19 protein-coding genes, 1 tRNA gene and 1 pseudogene are annotated in these 21,361 nt (G+C 45.5%); 7 read left to right on the forward strand and 14 right to left on the reverse strand.

All coding sequences use genetic code 11. The features are described from left to right. Position 1: 1 nt before the first annotated feature. From JI735_RS32810 to JI735_RS32870, 12 genes and pseudogenes are all read right to left on the reverse strand, one after another. Positions 2-1,546 carry an ABC transporter substrate-binding protein gene (locus JI735_RS32810; protein WP_039833153.1) on the reverse strand — a complete coding sequence of 515 codons (1,545 nt, stop codon included), beginning with the start codon at positions 1,544-1,546 and terminating at the stop codon, positions 2-4. 169 nt (positions 1,547-1,715) lie between these two features. Beyond that, entirely contained in the window at positions 1,716-3,311 is a 1,596-nt protein-coding gene (locus tag JI735_RS32815; RefSeq protein WP_039833152.1) for a helix-turn-helix domain-containing protein, read from the reverse strand. Between the two features lie 10 nt (positions 3,312-3,321). Beyond that, positions 3,322-5,022, reverse strand: coding sequence for a sensor histidine kinase (locus JI735_RS32820; RefSeq protein ID WP_039833151.1), 1,701 nt, complete (start codon positions 5,020-5,022; stop codon positions 3,322-3,324). 108 nt (positions 5,023-5,130) lie between these two features. Beyond that, complete coding sequence (locus JI735_RS32825; RefSeq protein ID WP_039833150.1) at positions 5,131-5,937, reverse strand: alpha/beta hydrolase; 807 nt, start codon at positions 5,935-5,937, stop codon at positions 5,131-5,133. A 26-nt stretch (positions 5,938-5,963) separates the two neighbouring features. Beyond that, positions 5,964-7,433 (reverse strand): sucrose phosphorylase, encoded by a 1,470-nt coding sequence (gtfA, locus tag JI735_RS32830; protein WP_039833149.1) that lies wholly within the window; start codon positions 7,431-7,433, stop codon positions 5,964-5,966. A gap of 12 nt (positions 7,434-7,445) precedes the next feature. Beyond that, positions 7,446-8,402, reverse strand: coding sequence for a carbohydrate kinase family protein (locus tag JI735_RS32835; RefSeq protein WP_039833148.1), 957 nt, complete (start codon positions 8,400-8,402; stop codon positions 7,446-7,448). 291 nt (positions 8,403-8,693) lie between these two features. Further along, on the reverse strand, positions 8,694-10,052 hold the full coding sequence (locus JI735_RS32840; RefSeq protein WP_039833147.1) for a glycoside-pentoside-hexuronide (GPH):cation symporter: 1,359 nt from the start codon (positions 10,050-10,052) through the stop codon (positions 8,694-8,696). A gap of 38 nt (positions 10,053-10,090) precedes the next feature. After that, positions 10,091-12,136, reverse strand: a complete 2,046-nt coding sequence (locus JI735_RS32845; protein ID WP_039833146.1) for a beta-glucosidase — start codon at positions 12,134-12,136, stop codon at positions 10,091-10,093. A 194-nt stretch (positions 12,137-12,330) separates the two neighbouring features. Continuing rightward, positions 12,331-12,819 (reverse strand): hypothetical protein, encoded by a 489-nt coding sequence (locus JI735_RS32850; protein WP_202676825.1) that lies wholly within the window; start codon positions 12,817-12,819, stop codon positions 12,331-12,333. Further along, positions 12,816-14,359 (reverse strand): annotated as a pseudogene (locus tag JI735_RS38045) (GH39 family glycosyl hydrolase). Before JI735_RS38045 ends, JI735_RS32850 begins: the two are co-directional and overlap by 4 nt. Next, on the reverse strand, positions 14,344-14,775 hold the full coding sequence (locus tag JI735_RS32865) for a cupin domain-containing protein (RefSeq protein ID WP_202676828.1): 432 nt from the start codon (positions 14,773-14,775) through the stop codon (positions 14,344-14,346). The pseudogene JI735_RS38045 and the gene JI735_RS32865 overlap by 16 nt, the downstream one beginning before the upstream one ends. A gap of 233 nt (positions 14,776-15,008) precedes the next feature. Further along, positions 15,009-16,040, reverse strand: a complete 1,032-nt coding sequence (locus tag JI735_RS32870) for an RES family NAD+ phosphorylase (protein WP_157771264.1) — start codon at positions 16,038-16,040, stop codon at positions 15,009-15,011. A gap of 334 nt (positions 16,041-16,374) precedes the next feature. Here JI735_RS32870 and JI735_RS36665 point away from each other — a divergent pair, with 334 nt between their 5' ends. The 3 genes from JI735_RS36665 (at position 16,375) to JI735_RS32880 (ending at position 17,725) form a co-directional block, all read left to right on the forward strand. Further along, on the forward strand, positions 16,375-16,671 hold the full coding sequence (locus JI735_RS36665; RefSeq protein ID WP_233476179.1) for a hypothetical protein: 297 nt from the start codon (positions 16,375-16,377) through the stop codon (positions 16,669-16,671). Positions 16,672-16,757: 86 nt separating this feature from the next. Continuing rightward, the gene (locus JI735_RS32875; RefSeq protein ID WP_039833142.1) at positions 16,758-17,315 is read left to right on the forward strand and encodes a class I SAM-dependent methyltransferase; all 558 of its coding nucleotides are present in this window, start codon (positions 16,758-16,760) and stop codon (positions 17,313-17,315) included. Between the two features lie 170 nt (positions 17,316-17,485). Further along, positions 17,486-17,725, forward strand: a complete 240-nt coding sequence (locus JI735_RS32880; RefSeq protein ID WP_039833141.1) for a hypothetical protein — start codon at positions 17,486-17,488, stop codon at positions 17,723-17,725. 321 nt (positions 17,726-18,046) lie between these two features. Here the strand turns inward: JI735_RS32880 and JI735_RS32885 are convergent, their stop codons facing one another. Continuing rightward, positions 18,047-18,259, reverse strand: coding sequence for a helix-turn-helix domain-containing protein (locus tag JI735_RS32885; RefSeq protein ID WP_039833140.1), 213 nt, complete (start codon positions 18,257-18,259; stop codon positions 18,047-18,049). Positions 18,260-18,395: 136 nt separating this feature from the next. Here JI735_RS32885 and JI735_RS32890 point away from each other — a divergent pair, with 136 nt between their 5' ends. Next, complete coding sequence (locus tag JI735_RS32890; protein WP_039833139.1) at positions 18,396-18,686, forward strand: hypothetical protein; 291 nt, start codon at positions 18,396-18,398, stop codon at positions 18,684-18,686. 90 nt (positions 18,687-18,776) lie between these two features. Here the strand turns inward: JI735_RS32890 and JI735_RS32895 are convergent. Further along, positions 18,777-18,862 (reverse strand) — tRNA-Leu (locus tag JI735_RS32895). Between the two features lie 233 nt (positions 18,863-19,095). Between JI735_RS32895 and JI735_RS32900 the strand changes: the two genes are divergently transcribed. The 3 genes from JI735_RS32900 to JI735_RS32910 are packed head-to-tail and all read left to right on the forward strand — an operon-like array spanning position 19,096 to position 21,345. Continuing rightward, positions 19,096-19,887 carry a ParA family protein gene (locus JI735_RS32900; RefSeq protein ID WP_202676829.1) on the forward strand — a complete coding sequence of 264 codons (792 nt, stop codon included), beginning with the start codon at positions 19,096-19,098 and terminating at the stop codon, positions 19,885-19,887. Beyond that, positions 19,877-20,917, forward strand: a complete 1,041-nt coding sequence (locus JI735_RS32905) for a ParB N-terminal domain-containing protein (protein WP_202676830.1) — start codon at positions 19,877-19,879, stop codon at positions 20,915-20,917. Before JI735_RS32900 ends, JI735_RS32905 begins: the two co-directional genes overlap by 11 nt. After that, positions 20,917-21,345: a DUF6075 family protein gene (locus tag JI735_RS32910; protein WP_202676831.1), complete on the forward strand. Its 429-nt coding sequence runs from the start codon at positions 20,917-20,919 to the stop codon at positions 21,343-21,345. The genes JI735_RS32905 and JI735_RS32910 overlap by 1 nt, the downstream gene beginning before the upstream one ends. Positions 21,346-21,361: the final 16 nt, after the last annotated feature.

Below are 21,361 nucleotides of genomic sequence, written 5' to 3' on the forward strand. Positions count from 1 at the left end.
ATTATTTGTTCTGCGCGGCAATCCATTCGTCCAGCTGCTTCTGCTTGCTGTCAATGATGGCCTGGGCCCCTGCATCCTTGAGCGCATTGATGAATTTCGGAATAATCGTATCCGGGTCAAGCGAGCCGCTGACCAGCGCCGGCAGGAATTGATTCACGACGTTGTTCACGGCGCTGATCTGTGTTTTCACTTGACTCTGGTCGAAAATAAATCCGAAATACGGCGATCTTTCCGTATCCTTGTTTTCCTTCAGCTTCAATTCCACATCCGACCAGTTGATGCCCTCGAACTGATACTGGAGGGATTCCGAGCCTACAACCCCGGAGCTCAGCATTGCTGTGTAAGGCACCGTGTTGGCATCCATGCCTTCCGGGAATTTCACATGATGCTCGTCAACCTTCAGGTAATCCTCCCCTTCCACGCCAAAGAGAATGGTATTGATCAGATCGGCGTCTGTGTAGAGCAGGTTCAGGAATTTCACAGCGGCCTCCTGCTCCTTAGAGGTGCTGGACACCATCCAGGTTACAGAGTTCACGGCGCTTGTATCAAAATAAAAAGGAGCGATCCGTTTGGTTTCCAGCGTTTTTCCTGCCAGGGCGCTCAGGGTTTTACCTACCTCCATGCCGCTGTAGCCTCCAATATAGGAGAAACCGCGTCCGGAAGAAATCAGCTCCATGGCTGTAACCGTCGTCGTTGCGGTATCCTTTTGCAGATAACCCGCATTGAACCAGTCTCTCATCATTTGAATTCCGTTCTTAAAGATATCGGTTTCATAGTAATTAACGACTTTGCCGCTGTCGCCGATGACAACGCCGACTCCGGTTGTATCCGTCAGGTAATCGACCTTGTTCGCGCCTTTCAGCATATTGATAAGCCCCGTATCTGTCGGATTCACACTGATCGGTCCGAACGGAACCACATCGGGATTCTTCTGCTTCACGGCCGCGAAGACGGCGGGCAGATCCTCAGCCGTGCGGATCTGGTCAGCCGATAACCCCGCTTCTTTCAACATTTCGGAGTTGTAGATCACAATAGTGGGCAAGGCCATCCCTTTATTCACCGGAATTCCGTAGATATGCCCGTCCATCGTTGTAGCTTTGAGAATATCGGGACCGAAGTCCTTTTCCAGGATCGCAGTCATTTCCTTTCCGTATTTCGGAAGAAGCTCTTCGAGCGGAGACACCTGGCTTTTCGACACATAATTCGAGAGCTGCCCCAGGGTGGTGAAGACATCCATTTTCTCTCCGCTCTGCAGAGCCAGATTGACCTTCTGGGCATAATCGGAAGGACCATACAGACGGAAATCCACCTTTACCCCGATCTTTTCTGTGGTGATCGCATTGATTGCGTCTGTTACTTTGCTCAGATCATCCGGAATCCGGTTGAATGACGGCAGGGCAAAAACAATCTCCGTCAGTTTCTCCTTTGCCGGGGTATTCCCGGAATCGGTTGCGGATGTATTTGAATTGTTGCTGCAAGCCGCCAGAAGTGAACTGCATAACACCGTTGACAACAATAATGAACCTAACCCCTTTTTACTTTTCATATTCATGCCTCCTGTTCTGTGCTTTCGTTATTATTGTACTTGTTTGGGGGATGCGGAGCTTTTAAAAAGACGGTGTGTTTTTTCGAAAAACCGTGCTGCCATGCCGTTCTTATAAACCAAAACAGCGACTTCCCCCTCACAGGAAAATCGCTGCTTGGCCGGCTAACGGTTACCGGACAGATTTATGCTTGGAGCGGTAGGCAATCGGTGTTTCTCCGGTCAGTTTTTTGAATACCGTGGAGAAGTAAGAGATCGTATCAAACCCGGTATCCATAGCGATGTCGCCTATGCTGGCCGTACTCTCAATCAATCTCTGCTTGGCCTCCTTGATCCGGCAGTCATTCAGATACTCCTTCACCGTCTGCCCCGTCTCATTCTTGAAGACCTTGGCGAGATAATCGCCCGTCAGATAGACGCTTGCCGCGACATCCTCACGGCTGAGATCCTGTCTGAAGTTCTCATGAATAAAGCGCTTGGCTCTTTCAACCACACCTTCGGATTGCAGCACTTCTTTAATGGAATCTACCGTTTTATCCGTGACCGCCTGGGCCCATTTCATGAAATCAAACACGCTGCTGTCGGCATTATGAGCCAATTGCTGGGCGGCCTCCCCGGCAAAAAGCCGGTGCGCTCCAATCTGGTGCCGCGAGAGCAGCGAATAGACCACCTGCAGGAAGTCCTCGCGGATCGAATGCAGTGTCGCCGAATTCAGCTTGTTCAGAGCCGCCAGCGTCTCCAGTTCCTTCTTCAGCCGATTTACAATCTGGACCTTCTCCTTCTGGATGAACAGCATGGTGAACAGCTCCATATCCAGCGTGAAGCGCTCGGTAGTATCGTAATGGAAAGGCTCATTCTGATGATGCACCTCACCTCTGAAAATGATGTTGGACTCATCGAGCTGCTCCAGCTCCGTCTTGATCTGCGAGAGTCCCGAAACAGCCGCCTTCTCACTGAGATAACAGGTAGCCGTACATTTCAAATATTGCCTGCACATGAGGATGATATGCTCCGCACTGTGCTGAAGCTCCCGTATATCCATGCCGTTCTCGACAAGAATGGCATTGTAGAATACATTGTCAGCTTGATAAGCAATAATCCGGCCCGCACTGATCTGGCCGGTGAGAATTTCGGAAATCAGGTTGGTCAGCGCATAATGGAATATGCTATCATCCCACTCCCGTTCAATCTGGGAGCGCGGGACGCTTACGAGAAGCAGAACGTATTCGGTATCGACGTACACGTCCAGCTCCCGCTTCTGGGCCTCACTCTGAATCAGATGGATTCGGGGAGAAATCGCGGCGGTCAGCACATCGTTCCAGAAGCCCCGCTCCACCAAATCTTTATTCTTCAGCCAGGCCTTCCCCAGCTTGCTGTATTCGCCCATCAGCGCCTTCTTCTTGAGCGTCTCGATGGATTTCTGCACCGCAGCTTCCAGCTCCTGCTTGTCCAGCGGTTTGACCAGATAAGAATCGGCATTGTAGAGAATCGCCTGGGACGCGAAGGTGAAGCTCGCATGACAGGTCAGGAATATGAACCCTCCCTCATATTGATGCTCCCTGGCCCACTGGATCATATCCATCCCGGAGCCTCTGGGCATTTCAATATCACAGATAATCAGATCGGGCTTGCCGCCATTGAAGATCTGCTTCGCTTCCTCTATGTTATAAGCGGTCAGCACCTCGGTCACTCCAAATTCCTCCCAATTTACAATACCGAGCAGAGCATGAACCGTAGGGATATCATCATCAATTAACAAGCAACGCATACTTCTCCTCCTAGATCGGCTCGCGGCGGGCTTCCTCTACCGGTATCCACAATTCCACTCTTGCTCCGGCCTGCCCGGCATTGGACAGCTTAAGCAGATCGGAGCGTTTGTAGAGCAGCCGGAGCGTTTTTCGAATATTGGCAATGCCGACCCGGCCCCCATCCTCCGCAGCTTCTTCGGCCTCCGGGTTATTCAGCCATTCGGCGGAGAAGCCTCCTCCGTTGTCCTCGATTTCAATTTTGACAAACGGGCTTCCCTCCCTTGTCTCCGACCGGACACGGATGAATATGGATAACATCTCTTTATAGAACATCGCGTGCTTGAACGCATTCTCCACAAAGGTCTGAATCATGAATTGAGGAATAGGGACGCACCGGGACTCCTCATTAATCTCGGTCATATAGAACACTTGGTCAGGATAACGAATCTCCTGCATCCGAATGTAATTTTCAGCATGGCGGATTTCTTCCTCCATAGGGACCTCTGCGAGTCCGCCCTTCAGCATATACCGAAGATGCTCGGACAGACATTGGATCAGCTGCCGGATTTCTTCGTTTTTATTCTGATAGGTCAGGCTGGTGATCGTCGAGATGGCATTCAGAAAGAAATGGGGCCTGATTTGCATCTGCAGATATTTGATCTCCGCCCGGCTGGTTTCAATCTGTTCCTCATAGGATTGAATCTTCAAGCCGCTGATTTCGCTGACCATGGATTCGAACGCATGAAACAGCTTCATGAACTCCAGGGAATACGGCGTGCCCTTGGGAACAGAATACTCCAGCTGCCCCTGCTCCACCACTTTGGCCGCCTTCACCAGCTCCAGAATCGGCTTCAACACATCCCTTGTCAAGAACCGCAGCACGAGCGGGACTACAATAACCGAGAGAACGGCCAAGAAAACGATGCTCCATTGAATCAGCTTTAAGCCCGCGAACAGGCTTCCCTTGGCTACGATATTTGTAATCTGTCCGAATTCCGTGATTGGCTCAGACACAATCATATAGCTGCGCTTGTACTCTCTGGTCAGGCTGTCCAGAGTGGCAACTGCCTGCAGCACGATATGGTTAGCCGACAGAATTCTCCCCTCTGTACTGCTCAGCACATACCGATTCTGATCGTTGCCTCCTCTGTTAACCATCGACAGCAGGTTGTCCGCTTTGACAAACGTTCCAAAGCTGACTCCCGAGTAGGTAATATAATTGAACAGATAGTAGTCTCCCTCGATCTGCAGCGTCTTCCATGGCTTGGCTTCAACGGATGGCCCGGAGCTGAACTCGTAAGTGTCAAGAAAATTGACCAGAGCAAGCTTGTCCCCGGATTGTATCCGGTTGCTGAACTGCTCAAGCGCAGACTCGCCGGGAATTCTGATGAACATGCCGTCGCTGGCATAATCGTTCGACATCTTGGCCAGCAGCGTATTTTTGAGCTCCATAGCTCTGAAATACTGGCTGCTCTCCTCCAAGTAGGCAAAACCCACTGCGGCATCAATATTATTATCGAACACTTCGGTCAGATCTTTGGAGAAGTTATTGAGGTTGTTATGAATGTTCGCCTGGTAGATGGCAAGTGTGTTCCTGGAGCTGGTAAGCGCATTGCTTCGTACCACTTCCAGGGAGTAAATATTGCTCAGCACAAGGATGGACAGCAGAATCGCCAGAATAACCGTCAGCTGCACCGAAAACTTGAATACGATACTGTTTGTCCGAATCATACCACCACTTCTTCCTCCCCGGAATTCAGCAAGCCCCTGAACCAATTCCAGCTTGACCGGAAGCCCAGGGGCGTACAAGTATTCGGCTTTCAATTATTTATCAGGCTATTAAATAGCAGCGCTGTCTTCCGCTGCCCACTTCAGCGCAGCTTCAATGTGCTTATTCCAGTAGTCCCAGGTATGTGCTCCCGCATCTTCAACATATAGATGCCCGACCTGTTCCCGTTCAAGGAATTCATGGAACCTGCGGTTCACGTCCAGCAGGAAATCATCCGTCCCGCAGGCCATATACAGCTCAGGCTGCTTAAGTCCCTTCTTTTTCATATCAAGAACAAGGCTTTCCGGGTCTTTGTCACTGCCAAGCAATTGACTCAGATCACCAAAGGTGCTTGTGTAGTAATTATAGCCGGCTATAACGTCATCGTAATCCGGAGCCACATTCGCAATTCTATAAGGAATCAGTGCTGAGGACAAGGCAATAATACGTCCAAATTGTTCCACATACTTCAGACCGTTGCGGATTGCGCCATAACCTCCCATGGACAAACCGCCGATATAGGTATCTTCGCGTCTTGTAGACAGCGGGAACAGCTTGCGCGTGAAATCCACCAGCTCCTTACCGATGTATTCTCCGAACCATTCGCCCCTGTTCTCATCATCCAGATAGAAGCGATTTTCGCCGGCAGGCATAAAAACCGCAATCTGGTACCTGTCCGACAGTTCCCTGATCCGCGAGAAATTCATCCAGTCGTTATGGCTTCCGGAAAAGCCATGCAGGAGATAAATGGCCTTCAGAGGTTCCCCCGACCATACCGGTTGTCCAAATCCTTCAGGCAGATCGACCGGCAATAATGCGTTGAAGATCACCTCTCTTCTCAGGCATTTCGAATGAAAACTTATTTGCAGCGTAGCCAAAATAATCACTCCCTATAAAATTTAGACTATACCTGATACGTGGCAGGCCTTCCTTCTTCATCCACAAATTCAATAACAGTCTGATACGTCTGCAGGCTGATGAACAGCCTGCAATATTTCCCGTTTTGTTCCCACAGCAAACGGATCTCATCCGGTGCAGCATCCAGCACCTGAAACACCCCATCGAAGGCACTGTAAGTATTGCGAAAGCGGATCAGCTTCATGAGCCGCTTCACGACATCTTGTTCAAGTCCCCGCTCGATTTCCTCCACGGTATAGTTATGACGGTTGATTTCCCGTCCTTCGCCCGTCTTTTCTACCTGTTCTATATCATTTCTACCGGCCATTAAACCCACATAATACACCTGCGGAATGCCTGGGGTGAAGAATTGGATCGCTCTTGCGGCAATATACGCATCATCGTTTTCATTCAGCGCACTATAATACGTGCAGCGGATCTGATGGACATCGAACCCGTCTGCAGCTTTGTGCTCCTCCGACAGAATGAGGCTCAGATTCGCCCCCCTTTCTACGCAGATATCGACCAATTCTCTGGCTTTATCCGTATCGAGGAGATCGTCCAGATCCGGCTTAACAGGAATGCCGTCATGGCAATCAAGCATGGTGAACTGCTTATGCGGCCGGGTTTTGAGATAGGAATACAGCTCTGCATTAGACCTGCCGGTAAGCGCCTCAAGCACCCGGTAGGGCAGGATGAAATCGTATATCCAGCATCCGTATTCCGATAGTTTGTATTGAGTGCTATAGTGCGCATGTACCTCAGGCAGCAACTCCATGTCCAGCGAATCCGCCATCTGCCTGATCCAGCCGAGAAACTCGTAAATCTCCGGTTCCACAAAAAAACAACTGGTCCCCAGTTTCTTGATAACATACCCGACAGCATCCAGCCTTACAATCTTGACGTTCTGCGCCTTGAAATTCTCAAAAAATGACTGCAGCAGCTGCCGGGTGAGCGGAGAATGGATATCCAGATCAATCTGCTCCGACGGGTCCGTCTTGCCAAAGGTCGTCCACACCTTTTCTTCCCCGCCGTTTCCGAGGGTGGAGAAGCTTGAATACGGGACAGACCGCCGCAGGAACATTTTCTCGATATCCGCCCCGACAGGCTCTCCGTTCTCCCATATCTTGTCCAGGGTTATAAATAAATCGGCATATCCGGAAGCCCGGCCTTTCTCAAGGAAGTCTTGAAAATACAGCGATTGTCTGGAGATGTGATTCACCATCAGGTCCACCAGCACATCGAACTGTTCGCCTATCGCCCGGATATCCTCCCATGTGCCGAAGTCCGGCTCGATCTCAAGGTAGGTGAGCGGAGCAAATCCCCGGTCCCCGGAGGAAGGAAACGGAGGAAGAATATGAATACCGCCCGGAAAAATATCGGTGAAATGCTTCTGAAGCTGCTCATGCAGCACCTTCAGATTACCGCCCATGGAATCGGGATATGTAATCAACTGTACTTTATTTTTGATAGCCACAGCTATAACCTCCTACAAATTGTAATATGCCTGAATGTCCTCAATTTTTGGCAGATCGACTACAGCTCCGGTATATTTCAATTTGAAGGCACTTACAGCAAATCCGAGATTCAAGGCTTCCTGCAGCGTATACCCTTTCACTGCCGCCGTATAAAACCCGGACCAGAACGCATCTCCGGCCCCCGTGGTATCCACAACATCCGTGGCCAGGGTCTCAAAGATTCTTGTTTCTCTCCCATTCGAGACAATGGCCCCGTTCTCCCCTAACGTCAAAATAACCTGCTTGGCTCCAAGCTCAAGAAACTTCTCCAGTTGACGGTAAGGCGTGTCACGTCCGAACAGCCGCTCGGCATCGTCCTCCGATGGCTTGATAATATCCACTTTGGAGATTAAGTCTTTCACGTATTGTACGCCGTCTTCACCCTCCTGCCAAATCGCAGAATGATAATTGGGATCGAAGCCGATCAGCATCCCCTGTTTTCTCGCCTCTGCAATCATCCGTTCGATGGTTTGCCGGGAAGGGGTTCTGGATACGGGCCAGCAGGAAAAGTGAACAATACTAGAAGACTTCAAAGCGGCATCAAGCATTGGCGTATAAGCCAGATGATAGTCCGCACCGCGGTAAAAAATCGGAACCGGAGTCGATTTGCTCTTGGATACCACCACCAAGCTCGTAGAATTGGAGTTACGCTGAATGCCCTGTGTCTCCAGTCCTTCTCCCCGCAGCCGGTCTACCAGAAACTTGCCAAAGCCGTCCTCTCCCACTGCAGAAACCATGATAGAACTGATCCCAAGCTTCCTCACGTTGATCGCGATATTGGAGGGTGAGCCTCCCGGAAACTTTGTATATCCGGCAGACTGAAAGGTGTCATCATACTCATTGGAGATCATGTCAACGAGCAGTTCACCGGCCGCCAGCAGGTCATTGGATTTATTTTCAAAAATCAGCCTGTCATCAAAACCAATCATTTTATGGCCCCCTTGCTCTATATCAAAGCGTCACAACTATTGGACACCTATAAGTTTACCCGGACACCTGGCAGGATGGCTTGCAAAAATCAGTTCTTTTTTTACAAAAAAACGGGCGAATCTAATTGTATTATCAGCATCATTCATGGGTATATGCCGGATAGGGAAATAGCTTTGTCAATCATCCCGTTCGACTCATATTCATGTATAATAGAAAATATGACCAAAGTGAGTGATGAAAAAGAAAGCTCTCTTTCCTCAGAAAGAGAGCCTAGCGTGATTTTTGCGATTCTATTGAGCTCTTCTCACTTCCAATTCCGCAACAATCTCATGATGGGGTTTGTCCCAACGGTATAGAAAAACCAAAATGAGAATCGACACTATACATAACAGGATCGGCAGCCAGATAAAACTGATTTCTATCATCCGAAGTGCGGTCTGTGTCTGGGTTTGATTGGCAACATATCCCCCTGCCGCAAGCAACCAGGCCGGAATCGCTCCGCCTAGACCGGACCCTAGTTTAATGGCGATCCCGGAAGCGGTGGAAGCAAGCAAGCCTTGCGCGCGAACGCCTGATTTCCATTCACCATAATCCACCGTATCGGCAATAAGTGCAAACAATAACCCGACAGGCAATCCCAGACCAACGGCACCAACGACTATACCCGTAAGCACCATAGCCGTACTGTCGCCACCGAGATAAATAATCAGCTGACCGAGCAGGCTGACGGCCATTCCGGCGATCATCAACGTTTTTTTACTATACTTCTTGGTTAAGAACGGCACACAGATAATTCCCACCAGGGTCAACGAGCCGAGCGTATTGGCCGTAGTGACGAGGTCAGGCTGATTCAGATTGTAGGTAATGTAATAAATGCCCGACGACAATTTCACCACGTACAAGATAAAAAATACGACGCCTATTAAAACCCCGGCAACCCATGGCATATTGCCTTTAATCGCTTTGACGCTCTCCCTGACAGGCAATGATTTGCCCCCGGATCTATCCTGAACACGTTCTCTCGTATTAAAAAATGTGATCAGGAACATCACCAGCCCCACTGCGCCAAAAAGAATCATCGTATGGAAGAAGCCCTTTTGCTGATCCCCATTCCCGAAAAATGCGACAAGCGGCAATAACGTCAGATTGACCAGCAATCCGCCCAGTTGCCCGCCAAACATCCGAAAAGAGTTGGCCACCGTTCGTTCCTGAATTTCGCTGGACAAGCTGGGAAGCAAGGTAGTTAACGGATTGTTAACGGCTGTATACAGAATGTTGGAAGCAATATAGAAAATGTAAGCATACACCAGTTTACCGGACGCGCTTAACTCAGGTCCCATAAACAACAGGATCGTTACGATGGTAAACGGAAAGCAGGACCATAAAATCCACGGTCTTGATTTCCCCCATTTGGTATGCGTCTTGTCGATAAGGATGCCGAAAATAGGACTGTCCACCATATCCACAAGTCTTGCAACCAACAATAGTGTACCTACTGCGGCAGCGCCAATGCCATAGACATCCGTAAAATAGAAGGTTAAATAAGTGGTAACCACCGCATAAATCAAGTTGGACGCCGTATCTCCCAAACCGTAGCTTACTTTTTCCAATAAGGATAACTTTTGATTGGACTCTTCTCTTATCGCCATTGTGCATCCTCCTGTTAGGAACGTTTTCAAGGGGAAAATTAATGTAAGTTAATGCTTCCCTTGATTAAATCCTTTTCTGCGCTGCTGCTTCCGATGTACACCTCATAGGCCATCTCTTCAAGCTCCCACCGGTTTGCGGCAGGATTAAACCATTTGATTTTTTCAACCGGACAGGCGATCTCAACCTTCTCCTTTTGCCCCGGCTTCAGCGTGATCCGCTTAAACCCGCGCAGCACTTTAACGGGCCGGTCCAGCCCGGAGTTGCCGAAACCGACATACAGCTGAACGACTTCGTCACCCGTTACGTCTCCTGTATTTTCAACCTCGCAAGCTGCGATGATGTGATCATCCACTGCTTGGAAGGAGGCATGGGACATTGCAAAGCTGGTGTAGGATAAACCAAATCCGTAAGGCAGGGAAGGCTCGATTCCTTCCTTCTCCAATTTGGCATACCCATGATAATAGTCATATTTGATCTCGGCTGCATCCCAATCCACTTGGGGAAGATGGCTTTCGCTCACCGGTACAACAAAAGGCAATTTGCCGCCCGGGTTAACGTCCCCGAACAACGTTTTCGCTATGGCGGTGCCGCCTTCCATTCCCGGATAATAGGCCATCAGGATGGACGACACGGACTGCTTCCATTCTTCAATCATGATCATATTGCCGCCGATCAATACAGCAGCAGAGTTAGGGTTAACGGGGCCAACCGCTTTAATAAGTTCAATATCCTTCGTATGCAAACCAAGACTGTTTTTACGATCCCCGCCCGACTTCAAATCTGCATCTTCGTTCGTGACGGATTCCCCCTCATCATCGTGGTCATATCCTGCGACAAAAACAACGGCATCAACGGATTTCGCCAATTGCTTCGCTTGCTCCAGATCCTCCCCGCTGTCGAAGACCACCTCGGCATTTGGAAGCAGGCGTTTAATTCCCTCCACCGGTGTAACAATGTAAGGCGGAAACACCCGGCTTGAGCCATGATCGCCAATGTTTCCTTTGCTGCCGAGTCCGCCAATAACCGCGATACGCTTTGTCTCTGTTTTGGAGAACGGCAGGACATGGTGATCGTTTTTCATCAAGGTCATGGATTTCTCGGCAGCTTCCAGCGCCAATTCGATATGCTCTTTGCTTGCGATCAGGTCCTTGCCGTACGTATCCTTGTCCGCTTCTGTAAATGCCAGTAAGGTACGCACAATTCTTACTGCCGACTCATCGATTTTTTCTTCGCTGACTTGACCGTTTCTTACAGCTTCGACCAGCTTGCCGCCAAAAAATTTCGTATGGCACATTTCAACGTCCATGCCGCCATTTGCAGCTTCAACCGTATCTTTGATGCCCCAGGCAAAATCACTGATCACAAAACCGTCAAAATCCCACTCATCCTTCAAAACCTGATTCAACAAATAATCATGATGCCCGCAATGAACTCCGTGGTACAAGTTATAGGCACTCATTACACTGCCGGCACCTGCATCTACACAATCCTTAAAGTGCGGCAAAAAAACCTCGCGTTCCGTTCGTTTATCAGCGATGACGCTCACCTTAAACCGGGCCCACTCCATGCTATTGAAAGCAAAATGCTTCACGCAAGCGATTACATTTTCTTCCTGAACCCCTTTTACCAAAGAGGAACCCATGACGCCCAGGTGGAACGATTCCTCGCCGTATACTTCCTGGCTTCTGCCCCACCCCGGGTTATACGGGAGGTTAATGCAAACGCCGCCAAAAAAATTGCCGCCTTGCGCGCGAACCTCTTTGCCTATAGCATGTCCAATGCGCTCTTCAAGCTCAGGGTCAAAGGCAGCACCTCTTGACATGGCTACCGGAAAGCAGGTGCTGTTGCCGGATACGACTCCGCGGGGGCCGTCGACAAATTTCAGTTCCGGCACCCCCAAGCGGTCATTTCCGCCGGCGGGATAAGGTCTCCAGTTGTAATGTCTCTCCTTAAAATCTTCCAGCATTTCCTCCATGGAGACTCTTCCGCTCATGAGATATACTTTTTCCTCCAAGCTCATTTGGCTTACAATTTCCTTCGCCTTCGCAGTATATGATAAGCGAACCTGTTTATTGGCCTTCATCCACAATCTCCTCCAGTCTGTTTTTCAAATCGCTATAAAACCGCTTTCAAACAAATTGTAGTTCAGATCAGTCCATGTTTCCTTCCTATTTCTTGGGCAAGTGATAGGAAGATAAGGGCAAGTGTCCCGGATATCCGCAAGAAAAAGAAAAAAACCAAAGAATTACCCCCAAATGATATGGGGAATTCTTTGGCTTATTTATAAAACTTATTTAGGATGATGCATTCGACCCCGTGAACCGGAACATGCAACGAAAGATGAAAATCGCCTGTTAAGGTAAGCTGCTTTAATTGCAGGGAAGGTCTGGATATATTTTTCAAGTAATCCGTCTCTTCATGATTCAGATCAGCATATTCACCCATGCGAATCCATTCGTCATAAGCAGATCCATGGTCTCGGTTAAGACTGTATTGTTTGCATTTATAGGTTCCGTAGATATTTTGCAGGTGAATATTTAATAGTAAATCATTGGATTCTTCAAAAATATCATAAGAATGTTGATCCGGTTGGCCTCCCTTCATGAACAATTGGTCAGGGTAGGTGTGATTGTAAGCTAATATTTGGATGTTTTCTCCACGTTTGGTCATGATATAATTTTTGCCTTTGGCAAACACGGTGCTTCCCAGCTTAGATAAAAATACGAAGGCATAATACGCGGATTTCTTTATCCCTTCCGTATTCACCAGCCCTGTCCCCCAAAAAAGGGATTGCTTTTAATATCCCATTCATAGAGAATATCGGAAGCCGATAAAAAACCGATGGCCTTGGCATGGGCCGCTGAGTGATCAAGCATATGATCAATAATAAAGGTGGCCATAAAAGCCGTATCATGAAGGAAATTCGTAACATCCCAGCTAAAGTTCCAGCGCGTTACGATGAATTCAATATCTTCCTTATAGTGAGTTTCCAGCAAGCGATGCATCTTCTCCAGCAAATGCCTGGTATGGTTTTTGGCTTCATATTGAAACGGAATTAGCTTAATATCGACAGGACTTGTTTGGGATCGCTCCAGCCAATCTTTAAATTTGACGCGGTTATGGTAAATATTGCAGCTGTAAAAATCAAGGGGCACCGCGTTTTCCCGGCAAAATCCGAGCAGTTTCTCGGAAAGTTGCTCATCCGTATGAAAATTTTCTGCTGCAGGTCCCACCTTGAGCGATGGAGATATTCCCTTAATGAGCAGCGCCGTTTGCTTATATAATTCGAAATATTGTTCAAGTGTACCGCTCCAATGAATCCCATACGCCGGAAGCTCGGTCCATATTTGAAAATACCATTCGGAAACCGTATCAAGGCCGTAACGGTTAATGCAATTCATCATAAAGGATTGAACCAGGGACAGCCACTGGCTCATTTCTTTTGGGGAGAGGTATTTCCCTGATAATTAAAAAAACTGGTGCTTTTGCTGGCAAATAAAAGCGGCATATAACTCAGGCAAATAAATGGTTTGAGTTCAAGCTCCCGGGTATAATCCAGAATATTGTTAATAAATTTCCAATTGAATTTTAACCCGTCCCGATCTTTCTGAATCACGTCCAATTCCTGATTGAAAACGCCTTCAAAACGCAAATATTCAATTGGGATTTCTTCCCGCATCTCTTTGATTTGATCGCGTATATTCTGATTCAGCAGCGTATTGGCAGATCCAATGTTCATGATTTTGTTCCACACCTGCTTTAATTCGTAACCATCCGCTTGAATATCCTTGACAATAGTGGATTGGATCGTATTTTCCTCTATTGCTTTTAGTTCGAGCGGAAGCGAAGCATAGTGATGAATCAATTGCTCCTTGGAGGAGCCGGTCAAAGCCAGGCCGTCGTGATTCTCCTCCAGATGTTTTTTGCGCAGCTGCAGAGGGGTTAACGAAAATTTATCTTTGATGGCTTTATAGTAACTTTTTTCATCACTGAAGCCTGAAGATAAGGCTATGTTCGTAATTGACGTTTCCTGGTTTTGCAGCAAAAACAATGAATACCTGATCCGGACTTCTTCCAAATAATCTTTAAACGTAACCCCGATGTTTTTCCGGAAAATGTCCGACAGATAAGATGAATTATAATGCTGTTCCTGTGCAATTTGATTTAACGTAACCTTCCCTTTGAAATCCAGTTCAACCCTGTTCAAGATTTGCTGGACAATATTAAACTCTTTATTCGAAGCACGATGGTCCGGTTCCGGCGAGGATAGCTTTTTACTGAAACGGGACGTTATGTAGCCCAACAACCGGAGAACCTCTTTATTTTCTTCCCCTTCCCAACCAATTGACTGAATAAAATACGAACAACATCATACGGATGTTGGTTGTCTTCACTATTTTTGAAGGATTTCAGATCGTAGTTCAAGTCGTAGAAATCGTGATTATGTTTATATATATAAAGGCTGTCCACGTGCAACTGAATAAAGCGGGTATTTAAGGCTTGCGGAATTACGCGATGGGATTCGAAATGGTTAATTAAAAGCAGATTGTTTTCATGCAGATGGTAATCATTTTGGCCGATGGTCACCTTCAGTTTTCCAGTAAAAAGCCAGAGGATCTCCAGCCCCGAGTGTCGATGCAGCTCTTCGGAATTAGTCTCATTGACCTTGACATGGATCGGACACCCCGGCAGATACGGAATCTGAATAACGGAATACTTCAAACCAACACCCCCTTTAGTAATTAATTATAACCAACCGGTTGGTTGCCGAGTCTGGCTCTAGAGTTTGGAACAGTGAAACAGCGACAACAAAAGATGAGAAGATAAATCCTAAGACTATCGCTGTTTCATTGAACTAGATTTCTCTCAACACCGATATCTACACTTTTCTTGAATTTTTGCCGGGTCAAGAAAAGTCAAGATCGAAGCATGAAACTAATACGTCAAAGTATAAATCACCACTTAATAAATTCTGAACTAAGAGATTCCATTAATCTTTGTTTTAATATTTCAATTTTAGTATTACTATCATTAAATAAAAATATTTCATCAACTTGAAAATCATTTGTATGCTCTGAATAACTAATTAGTGCTAGGTTCATACCTTCATCAAAACGCACACTCGGATATTTGATAGCATGGAATCCAGCTGCTTTAGCACAATCAGCAATAAATCTTGTAAAGACATAGTGAGGCTTGTGCCACCCCTCCCCTTCATTTGGGGAACTCATTAAGGATGACCATCTTATTAAGTTAATGATGTTTGACTCATGAGCTTGCATTGTTAAGTCTAAAACTTTGATTGGTTTTTTTATACGTATGTTTGCAATCATCACACCTTCTTGGGGGGAACGTAGTTCATGGAAGCATGCTTCCGGCTCCTCAGAAAGGTATAATACTTGTTTTCCAGCATGATTATACCTCCCCTCAGCAACCTTCTCTTTAGGAGGAGTAAAAAAGTCAGCTGCAGTATAAACAATTTCATTATTGAATATTCGGGCTCTGTATACTGCATCAGATAAAATCTCAGGATCAATTGTTTGAGATATATTAGTGATTTCTTGAAACACCTCAAGTGCAAAAGGATGTGTTAATAGTAAAAAAGGTGTCTCATATGCTATTTTAGCAATTTCTCCTACGAGTTGCTTGAATCCATATGGAACATTAAAGGGCATATTATAGGGATAGATGATTCCACGTAATTTTTGGTTGCATCGAGGACATACTAAACCAGATGAGAATTGATTAAATTCATCTTCAGTTTTAAAATCACTGAATCGCATCATCGAATACAATGATGAAATTTGTATTGAGTAGGTTTGAAAATCCTGATCGTTAATATAGACACCCGGCCAGTATTTGATAAATTCATCTACGCATTCTTCACAACATATGATATCTGCTGAAAAAATCGAATCAAATTCTTCTGCAAAAACTATATGAAAGAACTCTAGTTTATTCTGGATTGTTATTTCATCTTCGATCAAAATCATCACCTTTCGTTTCTTAAACTTATAGCGTTTGACAAGGTCGGAAGCGTCTGCCTAATAAACACAGTGTTCTTCTTGACTCATTGACTTATCTAAGTAAATTAATCTTACAATTTGAATGAAAAAAAGAATAGTATCCAACCGACCTATGCGCATGGGAAAACTTCTCAACTACTGATTATTTTATTGATGGCCAAACATTAATTGACTGATGCTTAATCTGTAGCTGCACCATCAGCTTTGCTTCGATCAAAACGATATCTCTTCTGATCCTCTTTATTCACATAGAAGATGGACTGACCCTCGCAATAGAAACTCATAGATAAGAACAATGCCTGAAGGTTATATACCGCTGCGGGCGCAAAGTTTCGCAGTGATTGATGAGGCAAGTATGATTATGCAAGTGGATGTAATACTCTCGCTGCATCGTCTCCAGAACGAAACCAAACAGCACCCCCTATTTTCCCGCCTCTTCTATAATCCGTTCGATGGTTTGCCGGGAAGGAGTTCTGGATACGAGCCAGCAAGGGCAATGGATAATTTAGGAGTAATTCAGACCGGGATTTATCCTCAAAAATCAGCCTATAATGAAAACCAATCATTTTTGTGGCCCCCTTGCTCTATCTGAAAGCGTCTCAACTACAATTGATTTATTGGTTGAATAACATATAATGTAAGTTGTGTTATTCCAAACAAAATGGAGATGGTATTTATATGAAAGTAGTCATTGGAGCAGGGCAGACAAAGTATGATGGTTGGCTCAGTACCCAAGAAGATGAATTGAATTTACTAGCTTTGGACAGTTGGATCAAATTATCTGCACCAAAAAGTATTGATGCACTCCTGGCTGAACATGTGTGGGAGCATTTAACTTATGAGGAAGGGATTACGGCTGCGAAGCATTGCTATCAGTTTTTAAAACCTGGTGGGTACATCCGTTGTGCGGTTCCCGATAAAAATTTCCGTAACGATTGGTATCAACAGATGGTTCAAGTCGGAGGTCCTGGACCAGCTGATCATCCTGCGGCATCTCATAAAATAGTATACGATGCTAAAACGTTTGTATCCGTATTTGAAAAGGTGGGGTTTGAAGTAACGTTGTTGGAGTATTGCGATGATAACGGAGATTTTCATTATACATACTGGAATGAAATGGACGGGAAGATAGGGAGATCATTTCGATTTGATACAAGGAATTCCATTAACGAATTAGGAATGGTATCCATTATTATAGATGCAAAAAAGCCATTGCTAATAAAAAATAACACTTAAGATTTTGAATCGATTTATTTGAAGTTTATTAAGTATGTCCTTCAACCATCATTTCCATAAATTTGCCCCATTTCTCGGAAAACCTTGAGCCTAAAAATGGGGTGTTAGCCGCATCATTTGAATGTTACTTTAACGAATTGTTCTCTATCATATAAAAAGGAGGATAACCAATGATCTCTGATAAGACATTGACTGAGATGGGAGTTATCAAGAGCAAAGATGGGGTATTTATTCCAAAAGATTTCTGTTTAGTGTCGTTGTTGAATCATTATCAAACCGAAGCCACTTCGCTAACTGATGAAGAACATAATGCCATATCGAATTTCCTCTTTCATCTGGAACTTGATTTGGGCATCTGTGATGGAACAATACCAAAATACTTGAAACAGAGAGTTGTTGAAGAGGACTAAATCTCTCATTTTGTTCTGAAACCCTTACAAGTCACCCTTGCACAAGGGACACTTTGAATGATGGAAAGTTCACTTTGCTGTAGCGCTCCATTTTGCCTCCCCACACAGAATTTTTAGCTTTTGTCTTGAGCTTTATTCAAGGGCTATAAAAAAACCTTGATTTCTCAAGGCTTTCACTGTAGTGCCGAGGACGGGGGAGGGCGAACCCGTACAGTACTCATGTACCGCAAAATTCTTGAACTTATCAATATAAAATTTATTTAGAAGAATATTTATCCGTCTAAAAGAAAAGCACTCTCCCGAGTGCTCCTCTAGTAACCTCTATTCTCCCGGCACATACTCAATCAAATCTGACAGCTTGCATTGAAACGTATCACAAAGTTTGAATAGCGTCTCCAACTTAACAGTCTCCAGTTGAGTTTCTCTATACAGTTTGTTAATTGAGTTTCGGCTTAAACCCGATTTCTCCATTAATTCAGTGATGTCGTCTATACGGTGTTCAGCCATTAGAACTCTTAAATTGCTTTTCAACAAAATGTTCCCCTCCAACTATTATGTATGATAATTGCAGACAGCTAATTGACCTTATAGAGTTAAAATTTAACTTTACAACTAACCTCATAAGGTTATATAATACCCTTATAAAGTTAAAAACTTGGAGGTGTCCTATTTGTTTGAATCTTTAGAAGCTTTAACCGATCCGTTGATTCGCATACGGGTTGAAGCGATGTACCGTGAATTGTTGAACACCGATTCTAACTATAAATTGCTTCTTCAGGAAAGTAATCAGCACTTTCAGCAGCTTAGAAACTCTCTGCCCCAGGACCAGCAGAACGCTGCTTTCCTGTTTGAGGACACTGAGTTGTCGCTTCAAGCCATTCTTGAGCGCTCCATCTATTTACAGGGATTTAAAGATGCTCTTTATCTCTTCAATGAACTACAGATTTCTCCACATGCTTAATTCGCTCCAAGATTTACATTATCCTTTTTTAAGCCTACGTGCAAAGAAAAGACGCATTCACTTGAATGCGCCTTCCACTGTAGCTATGGATGCCGAGGACGGGGGTCGAACCCGTACGGTACTCACGTACCGCAGGATTTTAAGTCCCAGAAGTCATTTGGACTTTAACCCCCTGCAGTGGAAAATAAGGGAACCTACAATCCGCAAAAAACCTTGTAGAATCAAGGGTTTTTTACGGTTTTCCGTGTTTTCCTTAGAGCCACAAGGGTTTCCGGCAACAAGCAACAGAAAGAGCAAATTTAGCCTTTGGAGAGAACTGCGAGAGAACTCGGAGAGAAAAATGAGAGAACCAGCCCGCTCCCTACCATTGACAATATGTTCGGAGCAAACCTCCGGGGAGGTTTTTATAATGACACAAACAACCGTTATCACCATCGCCAATCAGAAAGGTGGCACAGGCAAGACTACCACCGCCTACAATCTGGCGTGCGCCTTGTCTTATGAAGATAAAAAAGTGCTGCTGGTTGATTTCGACCCACAAGGCAATCTGAGCATGTGCTTTGGAATCGAGAATCCAGATCAGCTTAAGTTTTCAATGTTCAATATTATGAACGCCCTCATGAGCGACGAACCACTGCCGGCTCCTGAAGAATACATTCATAATCATGGCAATATAGACCTCATCCCAAGCAACATAGAACTATCCGTTGCTGAGATTAATTTAAGAGATGAAATGGGTGGTGAAAAGACTCTCACCACATTATTGGAATCCATGAAGCAAAGATATGACTATATCATTATAGACACAAATCCCTCTCTTGGTCTACTAACGATAAACGCCCTTGCTGCCAGTGACAGTGTGTTAATTCCGGTAAACCCTCAACTGTGGTCAGCAACAGGCCTAACTCAGCTTCTGAAAATTATCATTAAGGTGAAGAAACGAATTAATCCGCGGATTAACATTGCGGGAATTTTAATGACTATGTGTGATACCAGAACCAATTTATATAAAGAAGCCTTTCGGTTAGTGAAAGCTTATTACCAGAAAACCGTCCGCATCTTTGATGTTCAAATCCCTCTCTCAGTCAAAGTCGGTGAGGCGAATTTCTATAGTCAAAGTATTATTGAATTCAATCCTAAGTCGAAGGTAGCCACTGCTTATTGCAGTTTAGCGAAGGAGCTGATGCAAGATGAGCAATAAGCGACCTACGCCTAAGCTTTCAAGCATTGATGAGCTTTTACTTTTGTCTGAGGGACCAGACCATACAACATCATCTCCTGAAAATTCAGGAGTCACTTCTCTTCTACTCTCCAGCCTTATTCCCTTTCATAAACATCCATTTAAGTTATATGAGGGCAAAAAACTGGATGACTTAATCGAAAGCGTCCTAGAGAACGGTGTGCTAATTCCCGTTATAGTCCGTCCAATGGAACAAGATTCCTATGAAATTCTTTCTGGGCATAATCGCGTCAATGCCGCTAAAGCTGCGGGGTTACTTTCTATCCCTTCCATTGTTAAAGAACAATTGACGGAAGCAGAAGCTGTAATTATCGTGGTGGACACCAATTTTCATCAACGTTCCATTCAGGATATGTTGCCCAGTGAACTTGCTCGTGCCCTGGAGATGCAGCTTGAAGCTTGCAAAGAAGCTAAGCAAAAACAGAGCAAAATAACTCAGCTTGAAAACGGCGAGATCCCTTATAACACCGAGGATTCTGAGTCCACTGTCCCAGTGGGACAGCGAACTTGGAGCGTGGATGAAGTTTCCGAGAAAAACGATATGAGCCCAACCAATATCAAACGATATTTGCGCTTGAATCATCTTTTACCAGAACTCATGGAAAGAGTCGATCAAGGTGAAATCAAGCTTCGCCCGGCCGTCGATCTCTCTTACCTGAAACCGCAAGAACAACAAACCGTGGAATCTTTAATTCATGAACAAGGCTTTAAAGTAGATATGAAAAAATCCGAGCTGCTTCGAGCGAAATCAGAAAATCGCAATTTCACTGAGCAAGCCGCATCAGTGATCCTTTCCGGTGAGTCTAGCCGGAAGCCAAAAAATAAGGTTCCTGCTCCATTCAAGCTAAAGCATAAAGTATATGCCAAATATTTCTCTCCTGAGAGTAAAGCCGCAGAAGTTGAGGAAATCATCGATAAAGCTTTAACCCTATATTTTTCGCTCCAGTCAGAGCCTGAACTACATCCCTTAATTGAAGAGGAGGAAATTTAATGGTATTCAAAGATCTGGCCCATGAACAGTTTTATGAAGGTAATGTCATTCGCGCTGAGCGTCAACACGATCCTTACCGATCCGCTCTGTTTTATCTGTTAGGCCTTACAGAAGATACTCGCCGTCACATTAATGATCTTTATGATTTCAGAGAAGACAGCATTAGGCTAGAGGGCTTAAACAACGGCTGGCAGACAGGCACAACAGTCCGTCTTACCCGTCTCGCATTTAACCTCTATTCGGGCTATACGGGAGAACATGAAGAAGAGACCCACTCTTTCAGCCCCTATTATCTGTTCGATAATGGACTCATGCCATATTTCTTTGAAGGGATCAAGCTTCGCTATCCAGCCTATGCTGTGGATATCAAACGAGATTGGCTTCCCTTTGTACCAGACAAAGATATCTATGATGAGCTGGAACAGTAAGGAGCACATTTCATAC

The sequence above is a fragment of the Paenibacillus sonchi genome, assembly GCF_016772475.1.
Taxonomy (GTDB): domain Bacteria; phylum Bacillota; class Bacilli; order Paenibacillales; family Paenibacillaceae; genus Paenibacillus_AQ; species Paenibacillus_AQ sonchi.